At 43.7% G+C, this 19,691-nt stretch carries 13 protein-coding genes; 6 read left to right on the top strand and 7 right to left on the bottom strand.

What is annotated here, in order from left to right; all coding sequences use genetic code 11:
• Nucleotides 1-69 precede the first annotated feature (69 nt).
• Nucleotides 70-1,869 carry an oxygen-binding di-iron domain-containing protein gene (locus tag MD588_RS02545; protein ID WP_265695226.1) on the top strand — a complete coding sequence of 600 codons (1,800 nt, stop codon included), beginning with the start codon at nt 70-72 and terminating at the stop codon, nt 1,867-1,869.
• A gap of 80 nt (nt 1,870-1,949) precedes the next feature.
• On the opposite strand, the gene MD588_RS02550 is transcribed toward MD588_RS02545, so the two are convergent.
• The 5 genes from MD588_RS02550 to MD588_RS02570 all read right to left on the bottom strand — a co-directional run bounded on the left by MD588_RS02550 (nt 1,950) and on the right by MD588_RS02570 (nt 8,475).
• Nucleotides 1,950-3,599, bottom strand: a complete 1,650-nt coding sequence (locus MD588_RS02550; protein WP_265695227.1) for a phosphoethanolamine transferase — start codon at nt 3,597-3,599, stop codon at nt 1,950-1,952.
• 28 nt (nt 3,600-3,627) lie between these two features.
• Nucleotides 3,628-3,984 (bottom strand): diacylglycerol kinase, encoded by a 357-nt coding sequence (locus MD588_RS02555; RefSeq protein WP_265695228.1) that lies wholly within the window; start codon nt 3,982-3,984, stop codon nt 3,628-3,630.
• A 501-nt stretch (nt 3,985-4,485) separates the two neighbouring features.
• The gene (locus MD588_RS02560; protein ID WP_265695229.1) at nt 4,486-4,743 is read right to left on the bottom strand and encodes a hypothetical protein; all 258 of its coding nucleotides are present in this window, start codon (nt 4,741-4,743) and stop codon (nt 4,486-4,488) included.
• A gap of 298 nt (nt 4,744-5,041) precedes the next feature.
• Nucleotides 5,042-5,650 carry a LysE family translocator gene (locus tag MD588_RS02565; protein ID WP_265695230.1) on the bottom strand — a complete coding sequence of 203 codons (609 nt, stop codon included), beginning with the start codon at nt 5,648-5,650 and terminating at the stop codon, nt 5,042-5,044.
• 581 nt (nt 5,651-6,231) lie between these two features.
• Complete coding sequence (locus MD588_RS02570; RefSeq protein ID WP_265695232.1) at nt 6,232-8,475, bottom strand: acetyl-CoA hydrolase/transferase C-terminal domain-containing protein; 2,244 nt, start codon at nt 8,473-8,475, stop codon at nt 6,232-6,234.
• Nucleotides 8,476-8,864: 389 nt separating this feature from the next.
• Here MD588_RS02570 and MD588_RS02575 point away from each other — a divergent pair, with 389 nt between their 5' ends.
• From MD588_RS02575 to MD588_RS02585, 3 genes are all read left to right on the top strand, one after another.
• Entirely contained in the window at nt 8,865-9,230 is a 366-nt protein-coding gene (locus MD588_RS02575; protein ID WP_265695233.1) for a phasin-related domain-containing protein, read from the top strand.
• 85 nt (nt 9,231-9,315) lie between these two features.
• A complete protein-coding gene (locus MD588_RS02580) occupies nt 9,316-10,980 on the top strand; it encodes a wax ester/triacylglycerol synthase family O-acyltransferase (RefSeq protein WP_265695234.1) in 1,665 nt (554 codons plus the stop codon).
• 250 nt (nt 10,981-11,230) lie between these two features.
• Nucleotides 11,231-14,011 carry a hypothetical protein gene (locus tag MD588_RS02585; protein ID WP_265695235.1) on the top strand — a complete coding sequence of 927 codons (2,781 nt, stop codon included), beginning with the start codon at nt 11,231-11,233 and terminating at the stop codon, nt 14,009-14,011.
• Between the two features lie 61 nt (nt 14,012-14,072).
• Here MD588_RS02585 and MD588_RS02590 read toward each other — a convergent pair whose 3' ends face one another.
• Complete coding sequence (locus MD588_RS02590) at nt 14,073-14,339, bottom strand: acyl-CoA-binding protein (protein WP_265695236.1); 267 nt, start codon at nt 14,337-14,339, stop codon at nt 14,073-14,075.
• 60 nt (nt 14,340-14,399) lie between these two features.
• Nucleotides 14,400-16,391, bottom strand: coding sequence for an SDR family oxidoreductase (locus MD588_RS02595; RefSeq protein ID WP_265695237.1), 1,992 nt, complete (start codon nt 16,389-16,391; stop codon nt 14,400-14,402).
• A gap of 270 nt (nt 16,392-16,661) precedes the next feature.
• Here MD588_RS02595 and MD588_RS02600 point away from each other — a divergent pair, with 270 nt between their 5' ends.
• On the top strand, nt 16,662-18,299 hold the full coding sequence (locus MD588_RS02600; RefSeq protein ID WP_265695238.1) for a GMC family oxidoreductase: 1,638 nt from the start codon (nt 16,662-16,664) through the stop codon (nt 18,297-18,299).
• Between the two features lie 268 nt (nt 18,300-18,567).
• Entirely contained in the window at nt 18,568-19,656 is a 1,089-nt protein-coding gene (locus MD588_RS02605) for a PGAP1-like alpha/beta domain-containing protein (protein ID WP_265695239.1), read from the top strand.
• Nucleotides 19,657-19,691 lie beyond the last annotated feature (35 nt).

Genomic DNA, 19,691 nt, shown 5'->3' on the forward strand with positions numbered 1-19,691 from the left:
TTATACACTTAAGTAATGTATGATGATTGCGTCGGATTGAGATTACGATTGCTAATAAGGGCCACTCAGATGATGGGGCTAGAAAAAAAGTTAGAGAATATTGATACGAATCATGCGATTGAACTTGCTCCTCGCGTGTGGTGGGTTGGCCATGTCCAGGAAGGCGATCCATTCCAATGTCATGTTTATCTCATCGAACAAGGCGATCAATCGATTTTGATTGATCCCGGTTCGAAGTTGACCTTTGCCAATACGCTAAGAAAGATTAATGAGGTTATTCCGTTTACCTCTATCAAGTATTTTGTATGCCAGCACCAGGATCCTGATATTACAGGTGCAATTCCGTTAATTGAACAGCTGCTCTGTCGTGATGACGCCGTCGTTGTAACCCATTGGCGGACTAAGATGCTGCTTAAGCATTATGGTTTTGCGATCCCCTTCTGGCTGATAGAAGACAATGACTGGCAACTGGAACTGGATGATCGGACGCTGAGTTTCTGTTTTACTCCCTATGCGCATTTCCCTGGCGCGTTTACTACGTTCGATCCTGAATCAGGGATTATGTTCTCGAGTGATCTTTTCGGAGGGCTTACTGAAGAGTTTTCATTGTTTGCAGAAGATGAAGCTTATTTGGAGTGTATGAAGCCTTTTCATCAGCACTACATTCCGAGTAACGACATCTTGCAGTATGTGCTAAGTGAGATTGAAAAATATCCTATGAGAATGATTGCACCCCAGCATGGTTCGATTATTCCAAAGCATCTGATCCCATATATGATAGATGGCCTGAAGTCACTCGATTGCGGCTTATATCTACTGCTGCGTGGAACGACAGATTTCAATAAGCTGGCGAAGTTTAACGAAACACTCAAGAACATTACCAAAACAATGACGATATACCGAGATTTCAGAGAAATAGCGGCGGCATTGTTCAAGCTGATCCAAGGTGAAATATCGATTAAGAGCCTGGACTTTTACGTTCGGGATACCGATGGCGATATGCTTCATTTTACTGAGAAAAATCATTATCGCGGCCATGCGGTAACCCACGTTCCAGAGATGGTTGCTCAGGTATTCGAAGCGGAAGATATACCAGATACGCGTGATGGCAACGAACGTTATGAGCTTAAGACAATAGAAGTGTCTGGCGTGGTTTGTGAAAGCTTGCTTATTCCGCTGGTGTTGCCTGGTAAGGGAGCTGCCCAAGCCGTCATTCTAATCAGTTTGGAAAGCCTTGATAATGATCAGGAGAAAATTCAGCGTGTGGTAGAACAGATGCACCTGCCACTCCAGATTTCGATAGAGAGAGAGATGATCTATCGAGATATGGAAAAAGAGCGTGAAAAAATCTATCAGCGGTCAATTCGCGATCCTTTGACAAATTTATATACGCGTATCTATATGAAAGATGTTGTTCAAAAATTGTTTGATCAGCAGGATAGGGAAAAAGGCGCTAATGAGATCGCGATTATGGTGGATATTGATCACTTTAAGAGTATTAATGATACCTATGGCCATAGCCAGGGCGATGCCGTGTTGCAAGGTGTTGCTTCGGCAATTTTAGAGTTGTGCAGTAGTGCCGATATACCGATCCGGCTTGGTGGAGAGGAGTTCGTTATTTTCTCCCAGGCGGACTGTAGCAATGCACTGACTTTTGCTGAAAGGCTGCGTCAGAGAATTGAAAGTATCCAGTGGGAGGGGCTGTCCAAAGACCGGAGAGTGACGGCTAGTTTTGGAGTCGCCTGCCGAGAACCTAAAGAATCACTGGATACTCTGATTACGCGTGCCGATGTTGCTTTATACCGGGCCAAACATAGCGGTAGGAATCGAACATGTGTTTATGAGGAAGAGCAGCCTAATGTGAAGTAAGTGGGGGCTGGTTACTTCAACTTTAATGGTGATACCAAGCGGCAATGTTTAAGCAAAACCGCTTGGTATCTAATGGTTAATTAGCTGCGACAGGTGCTGAATACGTCCATACCGGCCTGATAAACATCTGTTTCAACATCCATAATGCCGAGCATGGAATGAAAGATATTATCTTGAGAATAACTGTTTTGCTTCGCTGCTTGTTTCAAGCATGAGGCATTAATATGTTTACTTTGCTTAAAGCCTTCGGAAAACCAAGCCATCATCGGGACCTTGGTTTGGTACTCCGGTGCAAGGCTATATGGTGTCCCATGAAGGAACAGGCCATTTTCACCCAGTGACTCACCGTGATCTGAAATGTACAGTAGCGCGGTATTGTAGCGGGACTCAAGCTTCTTCAGCTTGGCAATTGTTTCACTGAGTACATAGTCGGTATACAAGATGGTATTATCGTAAGTGTTAATAATTTCATCAACGCCGCAGTTTTCGATATCGCTGCGCGGGCAATCAGGGGTAAAGAAGCGCTTATCCTCTGGGTAACGTTGATAATAGGTCGGTCCGTGGCTGCCGATAAGATGCATTGTCAACATGCGGTTCCCCTGCATGGCTTCGATATCATTTTCGAAGTTGTCTAATAGCGCCATGTCGTAGCAGGTGCTGCCATTACAATACTCATTCTTTTCTTTGCGCTCGATCTTCTGCATTGGAATATGCTTTGCGACACCTTTATCGCCGCCATCGTTTTCCTTCCACAGCAACGAGATTCCCGCTCGTTGCATAATATCCAAAAAGTTATCTTGGTTGTTGGCGATGGGTTTGCTGTAATTACGTTTTGGCATTGCGGAGAACATACAGGGAACAGAGACCGCTGTAGCTGTTCCGCATGAGCTGACGTCCTGGAACGAGATGACATCAAGATCGCGGGTATATTGATTGGTTGGACGATTATAGCCATTAAGCTCGTAATTCTGTGAACGCGCGGTCTCACCGAGCACAAATACAAATAAGGTGGGTTTGTTTTCTGACGAAGCCAGTGCTGAGTCTGCTTGTTTTGCATCGAGGCCAATTTGTTGGTATTCGATTGGTTCAGAGAAGTATGTGTTATTGACATATTTAACAGCACTATATACATAGTGGGTTGGGATGATCATTTTCTTCAGGTAGCTGTTGTTTCTGCCAACAGAGCTGTAGTCTTTATAGAAAAAGAAAGCAATAATTGCGATAACGACCAGTGATACCAGCATCGAAATAAGTTTGAATAGGACAAGCTTCATCGGGCCGTAACTGGTTTTGAATTTGACCTTCCAGATAAATAGGGCAGGTAAAGAGCCCATCAGGGTTGTCCATACTACCGAGTAGCTACTCAGATAGGATGTGGCTTCACTGGTATCCGTTTCAAAAATATTTTCAATCATCCCGTAGTCGAAGATAACACCGTAGTTGTACATTGCGTAGCTGACCATGCTTGAGACGATAAGCAGTACAATGAAAAAAGGGCGAGCAAAGTACGGCCAGCAAAATAGATTAAAAATAAAGTTAAACGCAGCCAGAAAGAAAAGTGGTATTGAAAGAACAAAACCGATTTTTACGCTTTCCAGTTTGCTTAAAATTGCGCTTAGCTCAGAGAGGAGCGGCAAATTAACAACAAGGGTGAAATATACAGCAAGCAACAGCGGGAAACTGATTAAAGTGAGCTCCCGAGAAGAAATAAAGTGTTTAATTTTGTTCATGATAGTTATTCTAAAAGCGAAGAAGAGATTAAAGCAGGATCACTGCCCAGGTCAGAGCTGCGAAAGAAAGTGCAATGAAAACCGCCGCCGAGCCAATGTCTTTTGCACGGCCACTCAATTCATGCCAGTCAGAGCCAACGCGATCAACAACGGCTTCTACTGCGGAATTTATGAGTTCGACAATCACCACCAGAATAAGGCTACCGACTAATGCGAGTTGTTCGAGTTTATTAACTGGAAGGGCAAAGGTGGCTGCAGAGAGTAACAGCAATAAGATCAGTTCTTGGCGAAATGCGGCTTCATATTTCCAAGCGGCTTGAAGCCCTTTTATCGAATAACCTGTGGCGTGAATAACACGAGTTATCCCTTTTGCTCCTGGTTTCATATTTATCTCATTGTCATTGTCATTGTACAAGGTAAGTCTTATTTAAGACTGAGTAATGGTAAGTTCAGTCAGGTGAATAAAAAGTGAAAACAAGACTGACATGAATTAGCGATGAATATTAAAAAGGAGTGCCGGTCGTTAATAAATCAGCAGATTGTCTGTGTATGTAGGAAGCGAACAGCTAAATGTAAGCGAATGTATTGGGTAAGACTCTGTTATGTAAAATCACGGTAATAACGACGGCTCGCCACATCCTATCTGACGGAGATATGGGATGTTTGAATTATATGCTGAAGGGCGACTTATCCTTAATATGCCAAATAAAGGGTGGGTGTTACTGGAGAAAGAGCAAAAGCTATATGATATGTAGCCTAGTGACTCCAAGGTGTTTGGCTATATAGAATATGCCTCCAAATATGATTCAGAGAGTTAAAATTTTGGATACAAAAAAGCCGACAGGCAGATTGTCGGCTTTTGATGGCAGTGTATTTTAGCTATTCGCTAAGCGGTTTCACAAGAAAGATTAGCTTGCTTGGAGCGCTCTTGTTGCATTTTTGCCAAGAAATAAATATTTACGCAGGCGATAAAACCATTCGTTACTACTACTGGCATTGCGTCGATCATAAAACCGTATGTAGTGAATAGTACACAGCCAACAAAGTTTAGAATACGAAGCCATACAATGTCTTTCATCATAAGTGAAATTGCCACCATTAGTGATGATGCATAGCCCAATAGTTCAACCGTGTTGAATTCCATAATGTTACCCTCTAGTTTTGCCAATCACCTCATCATGAGTCTGTTATCAATTCTGCGATTGATATAAAGGGGGAGATTCCTTGCCCCGAATGGTCTTGTATATAAATTATGCTGCAACTATAACAATCGTGAATGTGAGGGTGAACCGGCAAAATTACGGAAAGGGAGCGTTAGCGATTACGCAAACGTTTATTCTGCTGTTTGTAACTTTTATTGATCGTTTTGATAACGCTTTATAATGAACTTGGTTGCTCATTGTTATTATATGTGTTTTGTTGCAAATAAACTGTAAATCCCCTTAATTTGCCAATTCGACGAAGTTATATACACCGAACAAGCAGATCATCAACCCTCCGAGAAGCTGTAAGTAAAACGGGAAGGTGAGCGTCTCAAAGTGGCTTTTAAATATTGAACCTGAAATTGCTAGTACACATTGAATGAGTAAGCTTCCCATGAAAATAGCACCTGCAAGTTGTAGGGCAAATAGTAAGTCTAGATGGCTGGTTGAATGTCCGATAAAGGCCGATAATGCAATTACCGCGATGGGGTTAGCCATGGTTAAATAGAATGTTGCACGAAAGCCGAGTTTCTTGGTCGGTCGTTTAAAGTTGGCAAGGAGCTTGGTGTTCTGCAGGGCACCAAACATCATATAGAAGCCGGCGAAGATGAGTACCCATGATGAGAGTAAAATGATCTGGTAATGGAATTGGGCAAAAGTGGTGATAATCCATGTGCCGATCATAAAACTGACCAAAGCGTAACAGTAGTCAGCAAGAGCAGCGCCAATAGCACTTCTTACTGCAACTGTGTATCCGTGCTGGATACCATTATTGAGGATGAGGATAGCAATAGGTCCGATAGATAATGATAAGATTAGGCCAAACAGAAATGCTTTGACTACTTCCATAAGCCCTCCAAGGCAACTTAAAATGAGCGTCTAAATAAAGCATAGTCATGGTTGGAATTAATGTGCCACATATGATTTCTTGTTTATTTTCGAATAAATTTTCAGTCATAAGCTGTTTAAAACTATTAAAAATAATAAGGTTGAAATTAGTGGTTTTATAATGAAGTGATTCATTATGCAGTGTGATTGCATTTATTTTGCATAATAATTGATTTTGCAGAAGTGGGATTGAATACACAATTTTATTAGTGGGTACTTAACGAGCGGCTCAATGGCCAGAGTAGCCGCAATATACCTAAATACAGATATTTGTTCGGGGGAGGGCGGAAAAAAGAAAGAAAGCGCGGAGGCTTTCTTTCTTGAACTGTGAATGAGGTTAGCTACAGTCTTATTAATCCTGAGCCTTATTCACTTTTGGCTTAAGTGGTTGATCGCCAATTGTGGTTTTCCCCGGACAGACCTTCCTGACCGGGCATTTGGGACATCCCCAAATGGCGGCGTAGGGACATAATGCCATTTCCTTGTTTTTCTTTGTCATGAATTACCTCTTTCTGCTTTGCTCACATAGAATGGGCTGTTTATCAGCCTCTAAGTTCTGCGATTAAAAGACGTTGAGTTATACGGTCTTGTAAGCTTTTAGGTTCATTTAAGCCAATACGTTCTAGTAATGGCTGCATGCTTTGATCCGCTTTTGGTCCCTTCAGCGCTTTTAGAATACAGGTGATTTTTCCTTTTGGAGTTGCTGTTTTCGCTTTCAGTGCCTTTAATGCTTTTCCTAATTGCAATTCTTCGTCAGTAAAGCTACAGCCGAACGGGAATGGGCCAAAAATATTTTGTTTCGCATATTTTTGGTAAGACTCGCGTAGCGCTTGAGGTGTATTGTTGCCAAACTCGACCGGGATCGTATAGTCTTTCGCAACTTTGCCAGCGGCTTTAGCTTGATCGAGCAGCTGCTGCTGGAAGCGGGAATCCGCGATTTTGATCAATTCAGTGTATACAACATGATCGGGCTTACTACGTAAATCGGCGATGCCGTATTCGGTAATAACGATGTCGCGTAACTGACGTGGGATCGTTGTGTGGCCGTAGTTGAACAGAATATTTGATTTCAGTTTCCCATTCCTATATGAGCAACTACGTAGCTTCATGATAGAGCGAGAGTCTTGAATTTGATGTGACTGAGCTACAAAGTTGTACTGGCCGCCAACCCCGCTAACAACCTGGCCATTTTCTAGTGCATCTGAAATGGCTGAGCCGTTAAGAGTAACCATCATTGCTGAGTTGATAAAACGTGCATGTTTACGTTGTGCTTGTTTTAATTGCTGGTTGCCAATGAAGTGATCATAAAGATCATTTACGTAGTTAACGCTAGTCATGCAGAATTTCTTATGATCTTCATCGCTCATGTTATTGAGTGCGTCATAAAAGTCTTTCGGACCAATGAAGAAAGCACCGTGCATAACGACACCGCCACAAAGTTTATCGCCCAGGCAGTGCTTGGTTATCCATTGCAACGCTTCTGCATCTCCAAGATTGGCAGACATGGTTTGTTGCTCAACTTGTAGTTGACCGTTAGCAAACTCGACAGATGGCAGGAACACCCCAATGCGCTTGAGGTAGTCAACATTCTGTGATGTTAGTTGTTGCTGTATTGCGCCGTACTCAAGCAGGGTCAGTAGGGTGCTAACAGTGACATCAGTGGTAATTTTTTTTCTATTCAGCAATGTTTGAACGGTAAGATCCTCAAACACTTCACGCTTCAAAATGCCGGCCTTGTAGAGATTCACGAAGCCATCTACCATTAGCTCACTACAGCCGTAGAGACCTTCGTTGAAGATACCGGTATCACCGACAGTACGGCAGATTGGGAACTTCTTGGCCACATTCAGATCGTTCATGATCTGGTTATAAGTGCTGTTATCCTGATGGCGAAGTAACGTACTGTAAATTAGAGCGCTACTCAAAGAACCAATCCCGACCTGAAGGGTGCCGCCATCTTTGATCAAGGTACTGGCATAGAAGCCAATCATATGATCTTCAGGAGAAATACTTGCATGTGGCGCGGCGAACAACGGGTAGTCTTTATGCTCAGGCTTTGAATTCTGGTCGAGTACAAAATCAAACAGGTTGTCAGCGACTTCGGCATGATTTTGCATAAATGGCATGTTTGTGTTTACTTCTGCAACCATGGCTACAGGCGTGCCACTCTCTTGCATCTCTCTCAAGATAGGAGCAAAGTCGAGCGCCAAATCAGAATTACTGCACAGACTATAGGTGGTTACCCCGTTAATGGTGCGTTTGGCGACAAGTTGGGTTACCACGTTAACCCCCTTGTCCAATAAATCACGCACCGCATGGGTGTAGTTGGTACTGGTGTAGTTCATCTGCTGCGGGCTATTCATAAAACTACCCGCTTTGAAGAAGAACTCGCTGATGGTGATATTGCTTGGTACTACACCTTTTCTGAGATCCATGATGTAGTCAATATCTGGAACGCCTGCAAATTCGCGCTCAACAAAAGGTTTTAAGAAATTCTTTTCTAGCTGACTTTTCCCAACCGGCTTTTCTAACGTAATCCCTGTTTCGATGCGCAGTGTGATGCTCGGATCAGCTTTTGCTCGTTGATATAGCGCATTGATAAATGTGATAGACTTACCAATAGCAAGAGGAGCACCTAAGACGATTTCCTTACCCACAACTTCAATAATACGATCAACTAATTTGTCGGCTTCAGAGAATGTTGTGGCGGCAGGTTTTGCCTGTGAAGCAGCGGCATTAATCGGGGACGTAGTTATACTGGTATCAACTAACTCTAATACTGACATTTCGCATTCCTTGTTCAATATTTATTATTGGTAGTAAGCTTTTTTTTATTATTATTGTTTAAGCATTGTCCATTTTGAGAATAGAGCCCTCACTCTATTTATCTAATTTGAGGATTGTTTTGTTTCAATAAATTGAAGTTAGTCACAGTGATAATATTTTTTATAAAAAAAATGTGATTAGGTTGAGTGTTCTAATTTTTGGTTGGTGATAGTGAGCTACCTGTAAGTTGTTGATATTATTCGTTATTAATGCTTTTGTTGTTGCTGCGTGATCTTGGTAACACCGAATGATAAAGATTAGAAAGATTGATCTAATTATTATTGTTAGGATTTGGCTCAGTGATAGGTTTAATTCCATTCATAAATATTAATTGAGTAGGAAAATAATAATGATTAATCCAGCAAAAGTGATCAATAATATTAAGTCAGTGACCGATATGGGCGAAACATCGCTAAAGACTGCCGTATGGGCGGGGTTAGGCGCATATAGCAAAGGGATTGAGCAAGTAGGTATGGCTCAGCATTTGGCGGTTAAGCGTTTTAGCGGTCTTGTTGAGAAAGGCCAGGAAGTTGAAACTGAAACGTTGAAGCGTTTTAAAACGACTCAGTCAGCCATTGTGAGCAGAGCGGAATCAGAGTTCAATCGTGGTTTGAATATGACCTGCGGTATTGACCGTGATCGTCTGACTGATTTTGAAGCGAAAGTTGATCGACTGCAGCAAGCTGTTGAAAAACTAGCGAAAGAACATAAGTAGTAATTGATACCGACGATTGTTTAGGACCACGGATTGTTGTTTGAGGCAGATTGGCCCCCAAGCAAACGAGATAAAGGAACATCATATGCCAAGTTTGTCTCTTCTAGATTTCAGTTTCATCGCATTTGAAACAGCGAAGACTCCAATGCATGTAACTGGGTTGATTACTTTGGAGCCGCCAAAAGAACAGGCAGCAACGTTTGCCCAAGATCTTTACAGCCATTTCTTGCAGCAAACGGATACTGTGCCTCCGTTTAACTGGAAGTTAAATTGGTCGCTGACCGGTAAACCTAGCTGGCAGGCGTTGTCTCATGTCAATATTGAGGATCACTTGCGGATCACCATGTTGCCATCTCCAGGATCAGAGCAGCAACTTCAGCAAGTAGTTGGGCGTTTACATAGCCAGGTGCTGGATCGTAGCCGTCCAATGTGGGAACTGTGGGTTATTGGTGGGCTTGAAAATAACCGCGTTGCCCTAGTGATGAAAATTCATCACTCAATGGCTGATGGTGTTCGCGCAAGCCGTATTTTTACTGGCACTTGTTCTGCTGATATTGATGATTCTTACACCAAGCCATTCTGGCAGTGTGATTTACGTAAGAGTTCGTCGCAACGTCGTGAGGAAACGCACCTTACGGACATGGTGATGAAAACAGCGATGGCTGCAACAAAACAGATTTCGCTGATCCCATCGATGTTTCGACTGGGAAGCAAATTGGCGCTTAAGGCCGTCAAGTTGGCTGATTGTGATTTGAAAGTACCGTTTACTGCACCTAAGACACCGTTTAACCTGAGTCCAAAACGGAGCAGGGCTGTTAGTCTGGGCCAGTTCTCTATTACTCAGCTAAAGCATATCAGTCGTATTACCGGCGCTTCGATGAATGATGTATTGTTCACGGTGAGTGACATTGCCCTGAATCGTTATTTAAACGATCGTGCTTTACCGTTGCGAAAACCACTGGTCGCAATGATGCCGATGAACCTGAGAGGGAAAGATGATGCTGCTGCCAAAGGAAACAAAATGTCGGTGGGACATGTAGAGCTCGGTAAGCCACACCTAAGCGCATTGGAGCGTTTAGAGGCTATCCAGCATGCTACGCTCGACCTTAAGAAAGAAGCGTTAAATATTTCGCCTGATGCGTATGTGAATTATTCATTGCTGATCAATGGTGTTTCGCTGTTTAGCGGAAAGTTTGGTTTGAATAACTTTATTCCGCCAGCGAGTAACCTGCTTATCTCAAATGTGCCCGGTGCAAAAGAAAAGCTCTACTTCATGGGCGCAAAAGTGCAGGAGCAATACCCGGTATCTCTACTGATGCCAGGGCAAACACTCAATATCACTTTCTTTAGTAATGCCGATACCATGTATTTCTCGCTTGTCGCTTGTAACCAGTCTTTGCCTGGCTTTGAAGTTATTACAGAGTATATGATTGAAGCTCTTGAAGACATTGAGTCTGAAGTTATGAATGCCGCTGTATCGGCAGTGTCTGAACAGCTTGAGTATCGTAACGATGAAACATTAGCCGTTGAGACGGCAGTGGAAGCCGCACAAGACTCAATTTCACCAGAGGATGAAGAGTTTGAGCGCTTATTCTGTGAAAAGCAAAAGAAAGTCGAAGCGTTAGAGAAGCAATTGGCAAAGCTAACAGAAATGTTAGCTGCAACTGTGGATGTTGATCCTCAGGTAGCTGCAAAAAATCAAGATAGTCTTGAAAACCAGGAAGAGATAAAAGCCGCCAACCTGCACTAGTTTTTCCTTTCGTTTAACAAATATAGCCACATGAGGATGATTCATGTGGCTTTTTGTCGTTTGTATTCAACTCGCTGAAATTAAACAATATAACCTGATTTTTATCGTGTGGGTCAATGAAGGATCTTTTATATTAAAGGCACTATTTTACTGTGAAATATGTCGTAGGATTTCATATCGTACGAAATGCTATATACCTGATTCATTAACATTGATTATTGCAATATTTCGTCTGTTAATAGGTTAGGTTATGAATATAAGCAAGGTAGCATTAGCAGTTTCTACAACGACTCTTTTATCGGGACTTTTATCTGGCTGCGGCGGTGATAGTGGTAGCGGTAAAATTGGCCCGAATCCCCCTGAACCACCACCGGTAGTAACACCTCCTGCAGAAGGCAAATCACTAACAGTCACTGTTATTGACGGCTATCTCGAAGGCGCAACGGTTTGGCTAGATAAAAAAATGAATCAAAACTTCTCGCCAGACGGCGATGAGCCGCGTGCAGTTACCGATTCGAAGGGAATGTTAACTTTTAAAGATTTGGGTGGCTTGTCTCTTGATGAGTATGTTTTGGTAGCCAAGGCAACGGCGGGTAAAACGATTGACCATGATAATGGAAAGCCGGTTGCCAAAACATTCTTCCTTACCGCACCGGTAACGGAGGTCGACGGTACTCTACGCACCTCTCCGGCTCCGGAGCTTCATGCAAGTGTGATAAGTCCTTTAACCACACTGGTTGAGATGAAGCTAAGACAGCCATCGTTATTGGCCAGTGAAGCGTCAATAGTTGTTGCCATACAGCAGGTCGCAACCCAACTTGGTATAGCACAGGAAAATGCCGATATTGTCTTGTCTGACTTCAAAAAGCTTGATTCTGTTGATGCTTCTAAGGCGGAACAAGGTGCAGCATCTCTTATTGCTGCAGGTGCGATGCCTTCGACCGTTGAACAACTGCTCAAGCAAGCGGATAAAACGCTAGCCTTTTCGGATACCATCAATAGCGCAGTAAAAGATGCAGCCGATGATGAAATTGTTGTTGCCGATGAAGCTGAAGGGATACGTATTGTCAAGACAACCGATAGCGATGATGATGGTGTGATCGATGCACTTGATGCATTCCCTGAAGATGCTAGCGAATGGTATGACAGTGACGGCGATGGTGAGGGAAACGAAGTCGATACCGATGATGATGACGATGGCGTTGATGACGGGGATGATGACTTCCCGTTAGAGCATGATGAAAATGCAGACGCCGATGATGATGACATTGGTGATAATGAAGATACCGACGATGATAATGATGGTGTCGAAGATGGTGATGACGCTTTCCCGTTTGATTCGGATGAAGATACGGATACCGATGATGATGGGATTGGTGACAATGCAGATACCGACGATGACAACGACGGCGTTGATGACGGGGATGATGATTTCCCGTTAGATACTGATGATGATGGGGTAGATAATATTACCGATGATGATGATGATGGTGATGGCTATAAAGATGGTGAGGATAATGACCCGTTAGAGCCGCTTCAGATCCCGACATCATTGAATGTATGTCTTGATAGTTTGCCAGATTATCCCGAAGGTGAAGGGATTGAAGATATGACTGATAGCCGCAGCTATCATATTACTCGTATCAATGTGGGGTCTGAAGCTGCTGTCGAATTTACCCGTACTGAACAATATGTCGGTCAGCGAAATGGTTTGCCCGACGGGAGCATGGCGGGACGCAACCTTGATGTCACTCAGGTTATTACCGGTGCGAAAGGGGCTAACCTCGACAAGTGGAATCCAGGCTTTGAGCTCATGTATACCGATTCTGATAGCCAGCAGTATCTTGGTACAGAGGATGTTTTCCGCCGCTGGTGGTCTGTCATCACAGCAACCAATATACCAGTCGATTTACCGCTGAATGTGGAAACAGTAGGCTGGATAGAGCGTTTAGACCAGTACTCACCTGAAGTACCTGCCAGGCATGAAAATGTTATGTCAGTGTATTTGGGTAAAGAGATCATCGAGACCATTTTAGGTTACCGTGAGGTTTGCGTAGTACAAAGCAAGAATGAACTGGAACTGGTTGATCAGACTTCAGTGCCTGAAGAATCGAAACGAAGTAGTGTCTATGCCGTGCATGATTCCAAGAGTTACCTCGATAAAGGACGTGTGCCTCTTCGCGTTGAGAAGGACTACAAAGAATATAATCTTGAGGACAAATCGACGCCGACTTGGGGATACTCGGATTATGTTCAGGAACTAACCGGGATGATCCAAGATGATCAGTTGTATGGGGTGAATCCGGTGGCAGGGCTAGTGCCTGAAGGTCAGCCTGTGACCATGGAACAGTGTCTTGCTGAACTGCCTGATGCCGAGTATGAGCCAAAGCAGAATGATACGCTGCTGTATGATATGTATCGTTTCAATACGGAAAAGGAGTTACAGCAAGACGCCAGCTATGAGTATGTGTTACTGGTTGACTCTGATATAGACTGGCATGGCCAAAGTGGTCTGTCAGAAAGCCGTATAACTGGCTCGTTCTACGATGGGAGTTTTTTTATAGAGCGATATTTTAGCAATGGTAATGGCGCCATGGTTGGCTTCGAAGGGCGAGAAAATGGCAGCGATCAAATTGCTTGGGGGAATGAGATCACGGCATCGGAGCAATTGTCGTTAGATGGATCGTATTTTATCCCTGAAGTTCATCATTACGCAGGTAAACTATTAAGCGCGCCAGAACAGCAAGCCAGTTTCAAACAGGTTCAGTCAGTCGTGTTTGCAGGCTCGGAGCAGGTACTTGACTTTACCACGACCGAAGATGTTCCCGCCTGTAAGTATTATTCGCGGCTAGAGACGACGTACTATCAGCCAGATGGCTCGCCGTTACTGGATGAAGAGAATAAGCCGGTAGTTGAGTTTATTGATGAGACGGTATGGCGTGACAATATGGGGGTTATCAACCGAGATCGTACGAGTGATGGCTGGGATGCCGAACACTGGTACCGCTCTGGTGTTAAAGTTCAAGATTAAGATTTCATTGATATAAATAAAAAGGCCGCTAAGCGGCCTTTTCTATACCTTCAGCAGGTGATTATGCGTAAGTAGCGGCTAGGTCCGCAACCTTATCAACATACTGCTGCATTGCAGTTTCTGAATCCATGCCTTTCAGGCCTTCCCATGCTTCGTACTTTGCCGCACCTTTGAAATCAAACATACCAGGACGCTTACCGTGCACATCGCCTGCTGTCGCTTGCTTGAACAGAGAATACAAAGCTAGCAGTTCATCGTTAGATGGTCGCTTGGTAAGTTTTTTAACGTCTAGTTGAGCTTGTTCGAAGTTTGCTTTTAAATCAGCCATGATTTATTTCCTTAAATAATAATTACCTAACCAACACTTGATGAGTAAGTGTTTGATTTGTTACAGGTGAATACCTTTTAGCAGTGCTGAGAATGCAATGAGCTCTGCCGAAGAGGCTTTTTCACCTTTTTGCTCTTTTCCTTGCTCGCTTTCTTTGGAGTCAGGGAACATTCGGAAACTGCTGTTCATAATGATTTCAGCCAGTTTCGGGAATAGCGCGTGTACAAGTGAGCCGAAAATACCTAGCTTGGTTGCAATGCGTTTAGGCTTATCAATGATAGCGGTTGCCAATAGATCGGCTGCTTCTTCCGGTGCTAATGTCGGTACCGACTTATAGATTTTGGTCGGTGCAATCATTGGTGTTGCAACTAGTGGCATATTAATCGTTGTAAAGTTGATATTCAAATCTGAATATTCAGATGCCGCACAACGGGTGAATGCATCAAGTGCAGACTTTGAAGCGACGTAGGCCGAGAAGCGTGGCGCATTCGTCAATACTCCGATTGAGGAGACATTAATGACATGACCACCACCCTGTGCTTCCATGCTTGGTAACAATCCGAGGGTCAGCTTCAATGAACCAAAATAGTTCAGTTGCATTGTGCGCTCGAAGTCATGGAAACGGTCAATCGAGTTGGCAATCGAACGACGGATAGAGCGGCCTGCATTGTTGATGAGGATATCGACACGGCCATGGTTAGCCAGAACATTCTCAACCAGTGTTTCAACTTGTGCGATATTGGACAGGTCGCACTGGTAGGTATGTGCAATGCCGCCGCGTTTTTCAACTTCTTCTCTGGTATGAGCGAGCTTTTCTTCGTCACGAGCCACAAGCAGAATTTCAGCACCATTCTCAGCCAGCTTGTAGGCAGTCGCCTGGCCAATGCCTGAGCTTGCACCAGTGATCAAGATGATCTTGTTAGCTACACGAGCTTTCAAGCTGCGATCACCTGAGATCGCCGGATCAAGGTGACGCTCCCAGTAGTCCCAGATAGCAGGGGCATAGGTCGGCAAACGCGGACACTCAATGCCAGAGCCCTTCAAAGCCTTTTTGGTTTCGCGGCAGTCGAACTCAGTTGGGTACGTGAAAAATTGCAGCGCTGAAGGAGGAATACCAAGATCTTTCATCGTGACATCAGCAATTTGCTTAATTGTCGGCACTGAAAGAACGGCATTTCTTACCTGGTTTGGGATAAAGCCAAATAACCTGGTATCAAAGCGAAGTGCCATGCGAGGGGCATGACCTGCTTCAGCAAAAATGTTGAGTACTTCGCCAGAACGGTAAGGCTTCGGATCGGTCAGGTGGAAGCATTTGCCATCAAGCTCATCTTTGTGAGCAATATGATCAAGAGCATCAATTACATAATCGACTGGTACGATATTCAGGCGTCCGCCTTCTAGGCCAATCGTTGGTACCCATGCAGGCAATACATCACGAATGCGCTGGATCATTTTGAAGAAGTAGTACGGTCCGTCTACACGCTCTGCTACGCCTGTTTTAGAATCCCCGACAACCATGCCTGGGCGATAGATGCGGAACGGCACCTTGCATTTTTCTCGTACTACTTTTTCCGATAGATGCTTGGTTGAAAAGTACGGGTGTTCTAGATTCTCCGCCTCATCAAACATATCTTCGCTGAAATGGCCGTCGTACATACCTGCTGCAGCAATGGAGCTGATATGATGGAAACAACCTGCATTCAGTGCCTCGGCAGCATCAACGGCATGTTGAGTCCCTGCTATATTGACGGCCTCCTGGGCTTCGGCTGTCGCATTGAGATCATAGATAGCAGCGAGGTGGAAAAAGTGTGAAATTTTCCCTCTGAGTGCTGCGATATCAGACTCCGATAAGCCTAGGCCTTCCTGGGTTAGATTGCCTTGAATCGCTTTTATACGGTCGGCAGGTACATCCCACTCTTGTAAGCTTGACGCTAGTCGTTCCCTTGCGAGCTCATCATGACATAGTACATATATATTACCTTCCCGTTTTAAAAGACGGGTTAGCAGGTTACGGCCTAAAAACCCCGTACCACCTGTTAGAAAATATGCCATTCTTTCTCCTTAATGTACCGGCAACATTTTTCATATTCCTTTAGGAAATATAAACTACACTGGTCAGAGTAGTTGTCTTCAATAAAAAGTGATTTTTATTATATAGATCACCTTTTTATTTAAGAAAGATGCGCAATTTACGTATTAACCATGTAATTACATCAAATATTGGCAAGATAACCTATGATTGAAATGTAATAAAAGTAAGAGCTTTAGACTGGGAAATTTTAATTGGCTGGTAAACCTTCATAATTAACTTGAGAGGATGTTATGTATGATTTCATAATTGTGGGGGCAGGCTCGGCAGGGTGTGTACTTGCAAATAGACTGTCTTCAAATCCGAATATTAAAGTTTGCTTGGTAGAAGCCGGACCAAAAGATTCAAGTTTAATGGTTCATGTACCACTTGGCATTATCGGTATGATGCATTCGAAGAAAATGAATTGGCGTTACTATACCGAACAAGAACCCAATCTAAACGGGAGAAGGTTATTTTGGCCGAGAGGAAAAACGCTAGGGGGGAGCAGTGCATCGAATGCGATGTGCTACATTCGTGGTCATGCCTGTGATTATGATAAGTGGGCAGCCCTGGGTAATGAAGGGTGGGGTTATCAGGATGTACAGCCGTACTTTAAGAAATCAGAATGTCAGGAGCGGGGAGGTAATGCCTATCATGGTGACAGTGGTCCACTCAGCGTTTCTGACTTAAGGATCAAAAACCCACTCTCGGAAGCGTTTATCAAAGCCGCCAAGCAGGCCGGTCATAAACTGACCCAAGACTTTAATGCAGATGAACAAGAAGGTGTTGGTTATTATCAAGTTACACAAAAAAATGGTCAGCGTTGCAGTACCGCTGTCGGCTATTTGCGACCTGCCGAGCAGAGAGAAAATCTAACGGTCATAACCGATGCACTAACAACCAAGGTGACCTTTGATGGAACAAAGGCCACTGGAATTGAGTACCTTAAAGGGGGAAGTACGCATACCTTACAGTGCAGTGGTGAAGTGTTATTAAGTGGCGGTGCCATCAATAGCCCGCAACTATTGTTACTTTCTGGTGTCGGTAATAAAGATCAACTAAATCAGCATGGTATCCCTGTTGTTTGTGATTTGCCGGGGGTCGGTGAAAACATGCAGGATCACCTTGATGTGCTGGCTGTTACCCGTGAACGAACCTTTTATTCCGTCGGTTTTTCGCCAGTAGCTTTGTTGCGTTCGATGAAAGGTATTGTTGATTACCTATTGTTTAGGAAGGGAAATTTCACTAGTAATATTGCAGAGGCTGGTGGTTTCGTAAAGAGTTCTCCGGAGCTCGCTGTACCTGACATTCAATTTCATTTTTCTCCTTGTTTTCTTGATAACCATGGCCTGAATCTATGGCAGACGGTTAGACATGGCTACTCGCTCCATGCCTGTAACCTGAGGCCTAAAAGCCGCGGCCGCCTGACTCTTCGTGATAGCAACCCTGCGACGCCACCACGCATCAATGCGAATTATCTTGGCAATGAGGAAGACATTGAGGTCATGGTGAAAGGCATTAAATTGTCGCGAGAAATATTGAAACAACCAGCGTTTGATTGCTACCGCGGAGCAGAAGTCTATCCAGGTAAAGATGTACAGAGTGATGAAGCATTGAAAGCCTTTATCCGTCGTAAGGCAGAGTCAATCTATCATCCGGTAGGCACTTGTAAAATGGGGATAGATGACATGGCGGTCGTCGATCCTCAATTAAAAGTGAGGGGAATAACAGGGGTGCGAGTTGTTGACGCTTCTATTATGCCAACGTTAATTGGCGGCAATACTAATGCGCCAACAATAATGATTGCCGAGAAAGCTTCAGATATGATCCTGGATGAACAGTTAAAAAAGTCAGAAAAATCTCAGGAGCTAGAAGTTGAGGTTTTATAGTTTTATTGGCTGATAAAATGCAGGTTGTAAATATACAGCCTGTGTTTTTATTCATTAATGAAAAGTTAGAGTGATTTTTCTAATTTTAATTGCCATAATTGTCTCGCACTTCTATCTATATAATTAATCCATCATTTCAACTCCTCGAATTAAATAATCAAATCTTTAATAAAGCTAAAAATAAGACCTTGCTCAGCGAGAACCGCTTGATTTAGTTATTCAGCTAATCGATGATGGTTGTTGAAAGTCGCTTAACAAAGGTTGCAGTATGATTTCTAGGAATAACCTTAATCAGAAGTTTCAGACATTGATGGATGATTTATCATCGATGGTGGCCGAAAATAGAGTCGTGGCTAAAGATAAGCTTGGCGATTTTATCGAGCATGGGTTACCCCCTGTTCAGAGTGATGCCGTGATAGCGACGCTAAATGGCTTATTGGGTGACTATCTGGTACAGCGCGATAGTCGCTTTAAGATGGAAATGGCCTTTCGAGATCAACAACAAACACTGAGCCTTGACGTCGATAAACTTAACCAGCAACTGCCTGCATGCAGTGATCGCATTGTTTTGTGTGTTCATGGCTGGTGTATGAATGACGTACAGTGGAAACGAAAGGAGCATGATCATGGCCGGAGCTTAGAGAAGTTTGGCTATACACCCGTTTATCTGCGCTACAACACCGGTCAGCACATCTCTGTCAATGGTGAGCAGTTCTCACTGATGTTAGATCAGTTGATATCATCTTGGCCTTGCAAGGTTAAAGAGCTGGTGATTATCGGACATAGTATGGGGGGATTGGTGACTCGTAGTGCTTGCTACTACGCTCAGCAGCATCAACTGAACTGGCTATCGGTACTTCGTACTTTTGTGACTCTGGGCACACCTCATAATGGTGCCCCATTAGCACAGTTGGCATGTTGGATTGATGATCGTGTGGCAGAGGCTCCTTACTTAAAGATGCTGAACAAGCTATCGGATATCCGAAGCAGTGGTACCAAAGACTTGAGCAAAGGGTTTATTCGCCATAGTGACTGGGAAACTAAAGTAAATAGTGTATCTGATGAGCCTTCTCGTCCGCTGCTACCTGATGGGGTCGTGTGTTGCGCGATAGCCAGTTGCCTCGGCCAAAATCTGGACGATGATAAAAACTTAAAGCTGGGCGACGGGCTTGTCCCAGTCTCTAGCGCACTAGGTGAGTCGACATGTGAGCAAGAGGCGTTGAACTACCAAAAAGAAAACACTTGGGTAGGGGTAGGGATTAATCATCTTGATTTGCTTACTCACCCTCAAGTGACAGGAAAGCTAGAACAGTGGGTGTTGGGCAATACCTTTGATGAACCAGATGTTTTAACTTAACCCTTCAATGTTTCAATCCTTCAGCGCCTCGTTTT

Source organism: Photobacterium obscurum (assembly GCF_026191635.1).
Lineage (GTDB): Bacteria > Pseudomonadota > Gammaproteobacteria > Enterobacterales > Vibrionaceae > Photobacterium > Photobacterium obscurum.